This is a genomic window from Paraburkholderia jirisanensis (assembly GCF_054782355.1).
In genome coordinates this window covers 772932-786579 of sequence record NZ_BAAGSQ010000029.1, presented here as the reverse complement: position 1 = coordinate 786579, position 13648 = coordinate 772932, and the positions used below count along the sequence as shown (strand labels likewise).

Genomic DNA, 13648 nt, shown 5'->3' with positions numbered 1-13648 from the left:
GGATGCTCGCATGACTCCGTTCGAAGTACGCATCGGCATCAATCCGCTATCGTGGATGAACGACGATTTGCCGTCGCTGGGCGGCGAAACCCCGCTGGACCAGGCACTGACCGAAGGCCGTCAGATCGGCTATCAGGGTTTCGAGCTCGGCAACAAGTTTCCGCGCGAGCCGCAGGCGTTGAAGACACTGCTGGCGCAATACGATCTGGCGCTGGTGTCAGGCTGGTATTCGGGAAAGCTCGCGCATCGCAGTGTCGCCGAGGAAATCGATTCGGTTGGACCGCATCTGGAACTGCTCGCGAAAAATGGCGCGAACGTAATGGTGTACGGCGAAGTGGCCGATTCGATTCAGGGCGCGCCGCAACCGCTGTATCAGCGGCCGCGCTTTTTCAGCGACGCGCAGTGGGAGACGTATGCAAAGCGTGTCGATGAATTTGCGCGGTACACGTTGAGCCAGGGCGTGCGGCTCGCGTACCACCACCATATGGGCGCGTACGTCGAAACGCCCGCGGACGTCGACCGCCTGATGGCGCAAACCAGCGATGCGGTTGGCCTGCTGTTCGATGCGGGCCACATCACGTTTGCCGGCGGCAACGCGCTCGAAACGCTCGACAAGCACATCGCGCGCGTGTGCCACGTGCATTGCAAGGACGTGCGCCCAGCCGTGATGAAGCTCGCGCGCAACCGCAACTGGAGCTTTCTCGACGCGGTGATCAACGGCGCGTTCACCGTGCCGGGCGACGGCGCGATCGATTTTCCGGGGATCATTACGCGGCTCAAGCAGCATGGTTATCGCGGCTGGCTGGTGGTCGAAGCGGAACAGGATCCGGCGGTCGCGCCTTCGTATGCGTACGCGGAGAAAGGTTATAAGACGCTGCGCTCGCTGGTCGATGCGCCGCTGCTTGCTGCACAGGAGGCTCTATGAGTCTGCTCGTCAAAGCCCAGCGCGAGGGCCAGACTATCGCGCGTGTGACGCCGGAATCGGCGGGCTGGAGATATGTCGGCTTCGCTGCGTATCGGCTCGATGCGCATGAAGTCGTGCATGTGTTCGAGACGGCGCGTGAGGTCTGCATCGTGGTGCTCGCCGGTGCGGTGGATATCGAAACCGATACGCAACGTTGGAGCAGCCTCGGATCGCGCGATAGCGTGTTCGAAGATAGCGCGCCGTATGCGGTATATCTGCCGCCGGGCATCCGCATAACCGTGCGCGCCAATCGCCGCGCGGAAATCGGAGTGGCCAGCGCGCCGGCAAAAGGCACGCTACCCGCGCGGCTGATCGAGCCGGGCACGATGAAACGTTCGGTGCGCGGCAAAAGCCAGAATACGCGCTACGTGTGCGACATTCTTCCGCAGACTGAGCCCGCTGAATCGCTGCTGGTGGTCGAGGTGCGCACGCCGAGCGGTCATTCGTCGAGCTATCCGCCGCACAAGCACGACACCAACAACGTCCCGCACGAAAGCTCGCTTGAAGAGACTTACTACCATCGGCTCAATCCGTCGCAAGGTTTTGCGTTTCAGCGCGTGTATACGGATCAGCGCGATATCGATGAGTCGCTTGCAGTCGAGGATCACGATGTCGTGATGGTGCCGCGCGGGTACCATCCGGTGATCGTGCCGTACGGTTACGACTCGTACTACCTGAACGTGATGGCTGGGGCGCAGCGGGTGTGGCATTTCAAGAACGATCCGGCGCACGAGTGGATCGTGGAGCGTGATGCGAAGGGCTAACGCGCAAGCGTCGGGCCGCGTCGCGCTCCCGTCGTGCTCGTAGCGTTCGCGAGCAGATGACGGCAGCCGCCCGCAACAGCGCGAGGACGGAAACGAGGGCGCGCGATCGTCACGCGTTGGCCATCGCCTGTTCGAGCCTGGTGGTGATCTTGTTCAGGTCGTCTTCGCTGAATCCGCGCCGGGCCCTCAACTGCTCGGCGATAGCGACCACCGACATGCCGCGCTTCACGGGCACGCTCACGTTTCTTGCCTTCGCGGCGGCCAGCGCCCAATTGCGATTGTTTTGCGGAATGCCCAGTTTCTTGCCCTCCTTGTCGGTGAAGTTGTTCAAGCGGCTTTCGGTGTAGAGCTTATTGTTTTCGGTCAACTGGCCCGTCAGCGTGGGCACCTGCCTGATCTGGATCCGCTCGTAGGTGATGCCGTTTTTCTGGAACGCCATCATCCGATCACCGGAGCCCGAGCTTATCGGTTCGAGGTAGAAGGTCTCCATGCCCATCAGCGCCATGGCTTCGAGCATGCCGCTGCGCATGCCGAAGTGGATCACCTTGTGGCTACCTTCCTCGTCGAGATAGCGGAAGAACGCGAGCTGGGCGAGAAAGCCGGTGTCCTGGAAATGGTCGGCCCAGGTGTCGGACTTCCACATGTTCGACACGTCGATCACATGCGGCCCGGCATCACGCGACATCCGTTCGAGGTGGTCGCCGCGTTCGTCGCCGGCCAGCAGGACGGTCGCACGCGATTGCGAGAAGTGCTCGGCAACCTGGCGGATGCCCGCGTAGCTCGAATCGAGTTCGATGTGAGCGCCGCCGCGCTTGCCGCTCTGGCGGCTCCAGCACACGAGGATATGCGAGCGCAGTTCGAAATTGATGCCCTTGAATTTTCCGGCCATGTACTCATAGAGCGCGGTCTTCATGTCGGTGGGCAGCGTGCCGCGGCGCCAGGCGCGCGCCACCGTCTCGGCCGTGGCGGGCGACCACTGGTTCGCCAGCAGGCCGGTGACGGCCGTGATCGAGCGCGGCCACTGGTTGACCGGCTCGGCCGTCTGGCATAGCCGCAGCCTGATGCCATCGAGCTCGCTGGCACCCGATTGGCCCGCGCGGGGGATCGGCTTGCCGAGCTTGAAGTTCGCCTGCACGTCTTTCCAGAGGTCGTTGATGCGCACGTTCTTCGCCGAGATGTCGATCAGGTGGACGCGATCCTGCACGCCCGATTCGGCATAGATCTTCTGGATAAAGTCGCTTTTGTCGGCGTACGGGCCCGCGCCCTTGGTGTCCTTGACCAGCACCACGCAGGCCGTCCGGTCGGTCGCGAGCAGGGCCGATGCCGTGTAGGTGTCGCCCGACATGTAACCGCATTGCAATATTTTCGTCGCCATCAGGTCATTCCGGGTAAATCAGGGGGCGACCGCTCAGGCCGCTCGGCTTCGGTTACCTAACGGTTGCGCATCCCGATTTATTCCGCGCGGCTGCGTCTCCTGCTTTAGAGCCGCTGCTGGGTCGTCGAGCGGCGCCTCGACATTCATGTCGCCTTGCTCTGTCGTTATCTGCGCGGGATTCCTGGAAGAATTGTGTTTGCGGCTCGTAATCGGCTTCAGCGCCTCCTCGTATGCGCCCGGTTACGAAGCCTCGTCTCCACGGCCTGCACCCTACTGCGATAGCCGGGTAACACCGCGGCGTTGGCAAGGTCTGCTTTCATGGAGATAACAACACCTTCGTTCGAAAGGCATGCTTATGACGACCTTTGCACTAAACGCGACGCCTGCTCAAGCAACGGCCTTCGAGCCGGATACATCGGCACAAGCTGCACAGGCGCAACGCGTCGACGCACGGCAACCACGCACCGACAGGCATGGGCCGCGCAAGCAGTCACAGCGCCACGAAGCGGGTTCATTCGAACCCGCTGTGCCAATGGGAACGCGCGGCGCGCAGTTGCTTGCCGCAACCAGCACGCCGACCAGCGCAGGTGAATCAGCGCGGCACACCGCCACCACGACGAACCGCGCACACAACGAACGCTATGCCGACGAAGCTGAGCTTTGCTCGCTGCTCGCGCGTTACGACGCTGGCGGCGCTAACGCAAAGGCGGACGCGCTCAATGCCGCACTCGGTGCGCAACTCGAAAAGAGCGCGATGACCGGCTATCCGGAGGACGCACGTGGATTTGAGCAGAACGTGCAAATCGACCTCGGCATGTGTGCCGATCTGCCGTTGGATGCACGCACCGACTATGAAGCGAGGCTGAAGGAACTGTGGACCGCCTTCGAAGCCGCGCCGGATGCCTGGCACAGGAGCCACTTCGCCGATGCGGAGCGGGCATTACACAACGACCTTGCCGGCGAACTCGATGCGATCGCCGATGATCCCGCCGCGCGTCTGCAGGCTGTGTTCAACACGCCGTTCGGCAGCGACATGCTGGATGCGCAAGGGCAACAGCAATTGCTTTCCCTCGCCGAAGCTCGCAAGCAGTTCCGTCTTGCTCGCACCGAGCAGCAGCGCGAAGCGCTGTTCTCGGTCGCGAGCCAGATCAAGCAGCAATTGCAGGCCGACATTGCTAGCACGACCCGCGGACAGATCGACGAACAGACACGGCTATGGGCCGATGCCCGCACCGACGTACTGAATGCATTGCAATGGGCGACCGCGCTCACCGGGCCCGGTGCAACCGCAGGTGCACGACTCGTAGAGTTCGGTAATCGTGCCTTTGCCGGTGCGCGCCACGCGCGGGCCTTCACGGAGTTGCGTCAGATCGAGCCCGACCGGTTCCGGCAATTCACGCAATGGGAGAACGAGTTCGCCGCGCAGGACCGCGACGCGGCGCGCAAGCTGCCTGAGGTCGAGCTTGCGCCGCCGCGCAACTTCTCGGATATCCGCTTCACGCTGCCTGCGCCCGGCCCGCAGTATGAAGACCAGTTGCGTGCGCTTTACGTAGACGCGCTGCACGGCATGCAAGCGGCGGATAAGCGCATCAGCGTCGCGGCTGAACCGCACTCGTCGCCGATCAGGGCGAATTACATCAAGACGCACGGTTCGACTGTGTGACCGGTGCGGCGGTCAATTGCGCGGACGCGCAATGGCTTGCAGCGCGGCCGGCTGTGCGGCCTTCGATGGCCGGGGTCGGCACGTGGCGCGGTGGTCTGCGCTGCTACGGCTACGGTCGCGCCTCCAGCACCAGATTGAACGGCGTCTCGTGAGCGCGCCGGAAACGCGTAAAGCCGCCTCGGGTCACCACATCGCGTAGACGCGCTTCGCCTGCTTGCGCACCGAGCGCCATCTGCCCTTCCTGCGCCATTGAGGCGGGCGTGCAGATCAGCGTCGATGCGCAATAGTAGACGCGCCCCACCGCGTTCAGATTCTCCTCGAGCGTGTCGTTAGCGAAAGGCTCGACGATCAGCCACGTGCCGTCCGGCTTCAGCGTGCCAGCTACGTGCGCCGCCGCGCCGACCGGGTCGCCCATATCGTGCAGGCAGTCGAAGAAAGCAACGAGATCGTAATCGCGGCCGGGATACCCTTTCGCCGGAGCCACCTCGAATTTGACGCGCTCCGCGACACCCGCCTCCTGTGCTTTCTCGCGTGCGTGCTCGATCGAGGCCTCGTGGTAATCGAAGCCGACGAACGTCGCCTGTGGATACGCCTGCGCCATCAGGATCGTCGACACGCCGTGACCGCAGCCGACATCCGCAACGCGTGCGCCGCCCGCCTTCAGTTTCGACTCGACGTCTTCGAGCGCCGGGATCCATTCGGTGGTCAGATGCGCCGTATAGCCTGCGCGAAAGAATCGCTCGGTGCCCCTGAACAGCGACGGATGATGCTGGTGCCAGCCGACCCCTAGCCCCGTGCGAAACGCGGACTCGAGTTTCGGAAGGTCGCGATACATCGATTCGGCCGTGTCGAAGAAACCGACCAGAAAAGTCGGGCTGGACTCATCGGCAAAGCACATGGCTGTTTCGGCTTCAAGCTCGAACGTTCGCGCAGCGCTGTCGTAGCGAACAAAGCCGGATGCGGCCTGCGCCGCGAGCCACTCGCGCACGTAACGCTCGGCAAGACTCGCACGCTGCGCAACCGCCTCGCTCGTCATCGGCCCTTGGCCAGCCATCGCCTTGTACAAGCCCAGGCGGTCGCCTAGCGCCACGAGCGGCGCTGCAGCCACCGCACCGAACTCGCCAACCATGCGCCCCATGAAGGCCTCGAGTTTTTTCTCGTCGAATTGCATGACTCCCCCTCGCTCAAAGACAGAATCGGCCTGGATGTCTAATCCGCTATTCACCTTTCCCCAAAAACGAGTATAGGGATGTGCACGAAATATTCAGCCGGAATTACAACTCCGATTGCAATGCAAAGCAACAGAGTACGGCCCCGATATATCTAACGGCATACGAGATCAACGAGCAACCATGCTGAGCATGGTCACTCCCAGTAGGCAGCGTTACCGGTTCCTAGCCCTAGACGTAGCGCTTGAGATTTATCTGATGTCAGCACGATTCATCAACAACGTTTTAAATATTTTCCTATAAAACTCAGATAACCATCTTAACAATTGAGGTCATAAAGCGCCGACATAAAATTAATTGTCGTATTTATCGTGTTTGGGTAAACGAATAGGTGTTCAATGCCCCTATACTTCCTCCGCCGTCATATAGGCGGCCGGGTTTGGCAACCTGAAAAGCAAGAACCACGCTCCTGGTTGAACGGGTGTGTGACGGCTTTACATTGTTTGGACAATGGGCGGGCCGTGGCGGGGAGACCTTCGGGTCTATCAGCTCGTTCTTGCGCTGGTTTGCCAACCCTGTCATCGTGCCCGCCCACCATTCTTCGATGGGTTGCGGGCTTTGCCTGACAGTGGAGGACGCATTATGACCGACAGGATCACACCTGCCTCGCTCGAGGAATCCGTTTCGCGAAACGAAGCACCGCCGAACGCCGACGCTGCCGCGCCGGACATGTCGTGCGCGCGCCCGACGAACCGTGGCCGTACCCAGGCTGCGGCCACGTCGCGAGCGCGCCTGAACGTCAAGGATCGGCCGACCACGCGCAGCGGTCTCGCGAAGTGGGAAAGAAAGCGCTATGCGGCGACGGCCGTATCCGCATTCGAATATTGCGATCGCTCGGTCGCACAGTTGCGCACCCTTGTCGCGATCGCGGCGACGATTTTGCGCGCGCCGCCGCTCACCGCTGACGAGCGGCGTAGCCAGAAGACCATGCTGGAATTGCTGCTGGAAACCGCGGAAGGCTACCAGCAGATGGCGGAAGAGGATCGGACGCTGTTCGAAGTGCTGGTGCTGGATGCCCGCGGCATCGAAGCAACCGAGATGAGTGCCGCGGAAGCCATCCGGCTGTTGGGAGCGAAGGGAAAGCAGGCGGCACGCGCGGCCGCTTGATGTACGCGGTGTGGCGTGCGTGAGGTGCGTGACTTACGTCACGCCCTCCGCCGCTCGCTCAAACGTCCATCACCTGCTCGAGTATTTCGCGCAACGCCGGCGTGCAGGCAATCACACGGTTACCGTTGCGCAGACAATCTTCCGTGAGGAAATCGTTAGTCCAGCCGCCCGCCTCGTCGACGATCAGCACAGCGGCAGCGGCGTCCCACGAATTGATGTGCAGCTCGCAATATCCGTCGTGACGGCCCATCGCGACGTAGGCGATGCCGAGCGCCCCCGAACCACGGCGCTTCACGCCCGCGCCGAGCTCATGCAGCCGCGCGTGTACGGCCGCATAGCCTTCGAACGGAATGCGCGACGACCAGCCGAGTTCGATCACCGACTGGCGAACGTCGTCGATCGTGCTGACCTTGATCGGTTTGCCGTTCAGCGTCGCACCGGCGCCGCGTTGCGCGGCGAACAGCTCGTCGAGTATCGGGTCGTATAGCACGCCGACTTCGGCGCGCCCGTCGCGCACGAACGCGATCGACACGCAAAAATGCGGCACGCCGCGTGCGAAGTCGGCTGTTCCGTCGATCGGGTCGACGATCCACACGTCGCGGCCAAATGAGCCGCCGCCCTCTTCGCCGAAGAAATCGTCGTCGGGGAAGGCTTCGGCGATGCGCGTCGCGATCAACTGTTCGACTTCGGCGTCGGTTTCGGTCAGGTAGTTCTGCGGGCCTTTGAACTGCAGCTTGAGCACTTCGTCGCGCGCTTCGAAACGCAAGCGGATCAGACGCCCTGCTTCGCGCGCGATTGCGCAGGCGGCCATAAAGCGGAGATTCAGTTGCACGTCGGTCATGCTGTCCTCACGTGTCTCTATGTGGGTCGCACCCGCGGCTGGTAAAGCCGCATGGCATCAAGTCGGCATTCGGTCGGCGCTGTCCGATACGCGCACTCGTGGCGCGCCACCGCAGCACCGCAGCACACTATACCTGCGCATGCCGCGAATTCGATGACAGGCAGAGCGCGTCCGCCGCCGTGGTTCCACGAGCTACGAGCGGTGTGCCACCTGCGCCGCAGCACGCATCAAAACATCGACGCCCGCGCCTAATGCTCAACCACCAACGGTTCAAGCGCTGCCCGCAGCGGCGCAGGCAGCGGCACGGGCCGCCGGCTTTCGCGGCCCACATACGCATGCACGAAATACCCCTGCGCCGCCGGCTCTTCCACGCCTTCCTTGAACAGTCCGACTTCGTAGCGCACGCTCGTATTACCGAGCCGCGTCACGCGCAGTCCAACGTCGACGCGGTCCGGAAACGAAAGCGGCGCGAAGTAGCTGCACTGCGTCTCGACGACCAGCCCGATCGTCTCGCCACGCTCGAAATCAAGCACACCGCTGCGGATCAGATATTCGTTCACCACCGTATCGAAGTAGCTGTAGTAAACGACGTTGTTCACGTGACCGTAGACATCGTTGTCTTCCCAGCGCGTCGCAAGCTGCAGGAAGTGCGGATACGCGTGACGTGGCGTAGGAACGGGCTTTTTCATCGCGGCATTCACAATGATTCGGTCAGCATGCGTCGATAGTCGTCGGCACTCGCTTCGCGGGGATTCGTCTTGTGGCAGTGGTCGGCAAGCGCGCCCGCGATCACCTTGTCGAACACGCTTGCATCGACGCCCATTTGCGCGAGACCGGTGGGTAGCCCAAGACGCGCGGTCATGTCGAACACAGCCTGCGCGACATCCGCATCACGCGCGATACCCATCGCGTGACGCATGCGCGCGTAGCGGTTTTCGCGCACCACGCTCGGCGCGCTCTCGTTGAAACGCAGCACCGCAGGCAACACCACCGCGTTCAGCGTGCCGTGATGCAGCGACGTGCGGCCATCCACTGCTACCCCACCGAGCGGATGCGACAGCGAATGCACGCAGCCCAACCCTTTCTGGAACGCCATCGCGCCTTGCATCGATGCGCTCATCATGTTCAGACGCGCGTCGCGGTCGCTGCCGTCCGCGGTAGCCCGCTCGATGTTGGCCCACGCGCGTTCGAGGCCATCGAGCGCAATACCGTCCGCCGGCGGATTGAATGCCGCCGACAGAAACGTCTCGATGCAGTGCGCGATCGCGTCCATGCCAGTCGCCGCGGTCAAGCCCGGCGGCAAGCCGAGTGTCAGGCCGGGATCGCAGATCGCGGCTTTCGGCAGCAGATGCCATGAGTGAAAGCCGAGCTTGCGCCCGTCGTTCAGTATCACGATCGCGCCGCGCGCCACTTCGCTGCCGGTACCGGACGTGGTCGGCACGGCGATCAACGGCGCGCACGCATCGGTGATCTTGCCGCTGCCGCCTTCGATCGTCGCGTACTGCGTGAGCGACCCCGGATGCCCCACGGCAATCGCGACGCCCTTGGCCAGATCGATCGACGAACCGCCACCTACCGCAATCAGGCCATCGCAGCGCTCATCGCGATAACGCGCGGCCGCGGCCAGCACCATGGCTTCGGTCGGGTTCGACGGTGTGTCGTCGAACACCGGCAGCGAACCAGGCTGCAGCGCGTCGAGCGCGCGCTGCGCGAGGCCGGCCGCGACGACGCCTTTGTCGGTGACCAGCAGCGGCCGCTTGATGCCGATCCGCGTACATTCCGCCGGCAGTTGCGCCAGCGCATCGTAGCCAAGATGGATGTGGGTCAGGTAGTAGATATAGGCCATGTCGGTTGCGCTCCTCGTTTCCTCTGTTATGCGACGAACCCGTGCGGATTCCGTCGAAGGACAACTACGGCACGCGGCCACCGAGAGTCTGGGACTGCCCGGCAGCCGCGCTTGATGCGTAACTCGTGATGCATAACCTGATGCGAAACCGATAGCCCGCAGCGCGTGCTGGTTTCGTCGAAGGCCTCTAGTCTACGGCCCTGATGCGCCGAGCGGCATTCAAACGATGATGTTTATGCCGCGCACAGCTCGCGCACTTCGCTGACAAACCGCTCGACGGTTTCCACCTGCGTATCCCACGCACACATCAGCCGGCATCCGCCCGCACCGATGAACTCGTAGAACTTCCAGCCGCGTGTACGCATCGCTTTGGCGACCGGCGCCGGCAATTGTGCGAACACCGCATTCGACTGCGATGGGAACATGATGCTCACGCCCGGGATCGCGGCGAGCCGCGCCTCCAGCAGTTGCGCCATTGCATTCGCATGACGGGCGTTGCGCAGCCACACGTCGTCGTCGAGCAGACCGAGCCACGGTGCCGAGATAAAACGCATCTTCGAGGCAAGCTGACCGGCCTGTTTCAACCGGTACGCGAAGTCTTCGGCCAGCGCACGATCGAAGAAAATCACCGCTTCGCCCACCGGTAAGCCGTTCTTCGTGCCACCGAAGCACAGCACGTCGACGCCCGCGCGCCAGGTTATCTCGGATGGATGCACGTCGAGCGCGGCCACCGCGTTGGCAAAGCGCGCGCCGTCCATATGCACCTTCAGGTGGCGGCGCTTCGCAATCGCGGCGATCGCGCGGATTTCCTCGACGCTATAGACCGTGCCGACTTCGGTCGACTGCGTCAGCGTGACGACTTTCGGTTTCGGGTAATGAATATCCGCGCGGCGCGTGATCACCGCTTCGATCGCATCGGGTGTCAGCTTGCCGCCGACGCCGGGCGCCGTCAGCAGCTTCGAACCGTTCGAAAAGAATTCGGGGCCACCGCATTCATCGGTCTCGATATGCGCAAGCTCGTGGCAGATCACCGAGTGATACGACTGACACAGCGAAGCCAGCGCAAGCGAATTGGCCGCCGTGCCGTTGAACACGAAGAACACTTCGCAATCGGTCTGGAACAGGTCACGCAGACGGTCGCACACCTGCTGGGTCCAGGAGTCGTCGCCGTAGGCAGGCTCGTGGCCGCTGCCGTTGGCCGCGATCAGTGCTTGCAGCGCTTCGGGGCAGATGCCCGCATAGTTGTCCGACGCGAAATGTTGCATGGTTGCGATGGGCGCGATCGCGCCGGGCAGAAGGATGGAGCCGCTATTTTAGTGCTAGGGGAGTGAAGTTGTTTGGGGCGGGCGTGAGGTTGCAGGCGATGGCTGGGGCGGCGGGCATCGGTGAGGCTTGCGTTGCTCAAGGCCGTCTGAGTTGTTGAAGGCCCGGGCGGAGGGGGATCGTCTGTCTCGCGGGGGTGCGAGGGTGAGAGGACTCTTTGCGCTGCTGCGCGCGCGGGTCAGCGCGAGCGTCTGACGGTGACCACTGCGAGCCCGACCGCACCGGACAGCAACACACCAGCCGCAAGCCACAGCGCTGGCGTGAACGACCCGGTGCGCGCCGCAATCGGCGCGGCGACGAGCGGCCCGAGAATCTGTCCGAGGCCGTAGGCAGCTGTTGCATAACCCATCAGCCCCGCCGCGGCATCGCCGTGCAGGCGACGCGCCTCGCGCATCGCAAACAACGTGATCGCCGTGAACGGCAAACCGATCAGCACGCTACCGAGCGAAAAACCGCCGATAGTCGGCCACACGATGCTCAACGCGATACCCGCCGCCTGCAGCACATAGCAGATCGCCATCAGCATGCGATTGTCCCAGTGCAGCGGCAAACGCGTGCCGGCCAACGCGCCGACCATCAGCGCAACGCCGAACATCGGCCAGAACAGGTCCGGCCAGATCGAGCCCGGCAAGGCGGCGCGCGCGATCACCGGCAGGAAGGTCGCGGTGATGATGTAGCCGAAGCCCGGCATCGCGTAGAGGATGATCAGCCACAGGGCATCGTTACGATGAGTGAGGTGCGCGGGCTGCGTGGATTGCGTGGATTGCGTCGGTCGTACTGCCGGCGCAGTCTGTCCGGCAGCGCGCGTGTTCACCCCGGCACGCTGCGCCGTGCCGCCGCGTGCCGGCGTGAAAACGCGCCATACGCTTGCTGTCAGCAGTGCGGCGACCGCGCCGAAACCGAGCCAGCCAGCCGTCGCGCCCAGCCCGCCTGCCACGCTGACGAACAGACCCGTCGCAGCGATGCTAAAGCCTGGCCCCATATAGATCATCCCGCCCAGTTCGCTGGCGCGCAGCTCGGCAAGCCGGCGTAACCCCCATTGCGAAGCGAACACGAAGGTCCATGCGCTCGCCGCGCCCGCCGCGAAACGGATCGCGAGCCACACCCAAAAACCGTCCGTGACGCCCATCGCGAGCACCAGCAGCGCAGTCGCGGCAAGCCCCCAGCGCACCACGCGGGCCGCCTCGACGCGGATTGCCGCGCAGGTCAGCGCACCCATGCAATATCCGGCATAGTTCGCAGACGCGAGCCAGCCACCCTGCTGGATATCGAGCATGCCTTCCTTGAGCATCAGCGGCAGCAACGGCGTGAAGGCAAAGCGGCCGACGCCTAGCGTGACCGCCAGCGCAACCATGCAAGCGAGCGCGATACGGCGCGCGACATGCGGTTCTGCGCGAGATTCAATGGTGGCGGAGGCGAAGTCGTTCATCGGCTGGCGAGATGGGTCTGTTACCAGGGGTTCCGGTGCGCGTTAGCGTGGCGCCGCACCGGAAAGCTTTCACTCATGTTAGTCCGCCCTTATAATCACAAAAAATGAATAATTCAGATTGAATCGATCATATGTAGAGAATCATGGACCTTGCTGCTCTGACCATATTCCGTACCGTCGTGCGCGAGAACAGCATGACGCGCGCCGCTGCCAAGCTCCACCGCGTGCAATCCAACGTGACGGCGCGGATCAAGCAGCTCGAAGAACAGCTTGGCACTGACCTGTTCATTCGCGACGGACGCCGGCTGGTGCTGACGCCGGCCGGCGAGACCTTGTTGCCCTATGCGGAACGCCTGCTGGCGCTCGCCGAGGAGGCGCGCCATGCGGTGCGCGAGAACCGGCCAAGCGGGCGGCTGCGACTCGGCACGATGGAAAGCGTGGCTGCAACGCGAATGCCCGCTCTGCTCGCGCGCTATCACTACGCCTGGCCTGATGTGGCGCTGGAGCTGGAAACCGGCACGACCGGCCGCCTGATCCAGCGGGTACGCGAGTTCGAGGTAGATGCTGCGCTAGTGGCCATGCCACTCGACGCCGCGGCGGCATTCGGCGACCAGATCGAAGTCGTGCCGGTGTGCCGCGAGGAACTGGTGCTGCTGACGCCGCGCGATCATCCGCCAGTCAGGCGCGCGTCCGATATCGAGCTTTCGACGCTGATCGCGTTCGAACGCGGCTGCGCGTATCGCAGCTATGTTGAGAAGTGGTACCTCGAACATCAGATGCGCCCGACGCGCGTGCTCGAGTTTTCTTCGTATCACGCGATCGTCGCATGCGTCGCGGCCGGCGCCGGCGTGGCCGCTGCGCCGCGCTCGGTGCTCGGCGCGCAGCCGAGCGTGTCGAATATCGCCGTGCATTCGCTGGACGGGGAAATCGGCATGATCGACACGCTGCTGATCTGGCGGCGCGAGCACTTCTCGTCGGCGCTCAATGCGCTGAAGGAGATGTTGCTTGAAACCCCGGATGCTGCGGATGGGGCGGTTTTGAATGAGCCGGAGGCGATTGCGTAGCAGTCGCTTCGAGATGGATCAGTGCGCCTTCGAGCGCTTGTAG

12 protein-coding genes are annotated in these 13648 nt (G+C 63.3%); 5 read left to right on the top strand and 7 right to left on the bottom strand.

The window, feature by feature from the left end:
• The first annotated feature begins 10 nt into the window (after nucleotides 1-10).
• Together iolE and iolB are read left to right on the top strand one after the other, a co-directional pair.
• Nucleotides 11-925, top strand: coding sequence for a myo-inosose-2 dehydratase (gene iolE, locus ACYVNQ_RS29245; RefSeq protein ID WP_460907477.1), 915 nt, complete (start codon nucleotides 11-13; stop codon nucleotides 923-925).
• Nucleotides 922-1728 (top strand): 5-deoxy-glucuronate isomerase, encoded by an 807-nt coding sequence (gene iolB, locus ACYVNQ_RS29240; protein ID WP_460907475.1) that lies wholly within the window; start codon nucleotides 922-924, stop codon nucleotides 1726-1728. The genes iolE and iolB overlap by 4 nt, the downstream gene beginning before the upstream one ends.
• Nucleotides 1729-1837: 109 nt before the next feature.
• On the opposite strand, the gene ACYVNQ_RS29235 is transcribed toward iolB, so the two are convergent.
• Nucleotides 1838-3103: a hypothetical protein gene (locus ACYVNQ_RS29235; RefSeq protein WP_460907473.1), complete on the bottom strand. Its 1266-nt coding sequence runs from the start codon at nucleotides 3101-3103 to the stop codon at nucleotides 1838-1840.
• Nucleotides 3104-3458: 355 nt separating this feature from the next.
• Between ACYVNQ_RS29235 and ACYVNQ_RS29230 the strand changes: the two genes are divergently transcribed.
• Nucleotides 3459-4766 carry a hypothetical protein gene (locus tag ACYVNQ_RS29230; RefSeq protein ID WP_460907471.1) on the top strand — a complete coding sequence of 436 codons (1308 nt, stop codon included), beginning with the start codon at nucleotides 3459-3461 and terminating at the stop codon, nucleotides 4764-4766.
• A 109-nt stretch (nucleotides 4767-4875) separates the two neighbouring features.
• On the opposite strand, the gene ACYVNQ_RS29225 is transcribed toward ACYVNQ_RS29230, so the two are convergent.
• The gene (locus tag ACYVNQ_RS29225) at nucleotides 4876-5937 is read right to left on the bottom strand and encodes a class I SAM-dependent methyltransferase (protein ID WP_460907469.1); all 1062 of its coding nucleotides are present in this window, start codon (nucleotides 5935-5937) and stop codon (nucleotides 4876-4878) included.
• Between the two features lie 640 nt (nucleotides 5938-6577).
• Here ACYVNQ_RS29225 and ACYVNQ_RS29220 point away from each other — a divergent pair.
• The gene (locus ACYVNQ_RS29220; RefSeq protein ID WP_460907467.1) at nucleotides 6578-7102 is read left to right on the top strand and encodes a hypothetical protein; all 525 of its coding nucleotides are present in this window, start codon (nucleotides 6578-6580) and stop codon (nucleotides 7100-7102) included.
• Between the two features lie 58 nt (nucleotides 7103-7160).
• Here ACYVNQ_RS29220 and ACYVNQ_RS29215 read toward each other — a convergent pair whose 3' ends face one another.
• The 5 genes from ACYVNQ_RS29215 to ACYVNQ_RS29195 all read right to left on the bottom strand — a co-directional run bounded on the left by ACYVNQ_RS29215 (nucleotide 7161) and on the right by ACYVNQ_RS29195 (nucleotide 12541).
• Entirely contained in the window at nucleotides 7161-7943 is a 783-nt protein-coding gene (locus ACYVNQ_RS29215) for an inositol monophosphatase family protein (RefSeq protein ID WP_460907465.1), read from the bottom strand.
• Nucleotides 7944-8191: 248 nt separating this feature from the next.
• On the bottom strand, nucleotides 8192-8632 hold the full coding sequence (locus ACYVNQ_RS29210) for an acyl-CoA thioesterase (protein ID WP_460907463.1): 441 nt from the start codon (nucleotides 8630-8632) through the stop codon (nucleotides 8192-8194).
• A gap of 8 nt (nucleotides 8633-8640) precedes the next feature.
• Nucleotides 8641-9789 carry an iron-containing alcohol dehydrogenase gene (locus ACYVNQ_RS29205; RefSeq protein WP_460907461.1) on the bottom strand — a complete coding sequence of 383 codons (1149 nt, stop codon included), beginning with the start codon at nucleotides 9787-9789 and terminating at the stop codon, nucleotides 8641-8643.
• Between the two features lie 233 nt (nucleotides 9790-10022).
• Nucleotides 10023-11054, bottom strand: coding sequence for a threonine aldolase family protein (locus ACYVNQ_RS29200; protein ID WP_460907459.1), 1032 nt, complete (start codon nucleotides 11052-11054; stop codon nucleotides 10023-10025).
• 236 nt (nucleotides 11055-11290) lie between these two features.
• Nucleotides 11291-12541 (bottom strand): YbfB/YjiJ family MFS transporter, encoded by a 1251-nt coding sequence (locus tag ACYVNQ_RS29195; RefSeq protein ID WP_460907457.1) that lies wholly within the window; start codon nucleotides 12539-12541, stop codon nucleotides 11291-11293.
• 143 nt (nucleotides 12542-12684) lie between these two features.
• On the opposite strand from ACYVNQ_RS29195, the gene ACYVNQ_RS29190 reads away from it, so the two are divergent.
• The gene (locus ACYVNQ_RS29190; RefSeq protein ID WP_460907455.1) at nucleotides 12685-13605 is read left to right on the top strand and encodes a LysR family transcriptional regulator; all 921 of its coding nucleotides are present in this window, start codon (nucleotides 12685-12687) and stop codon (nucleotides 13603-13605) included.
• The last annotated feature ends 43 nt before the right edge of the window (nucleotides 13606-13648 follow it).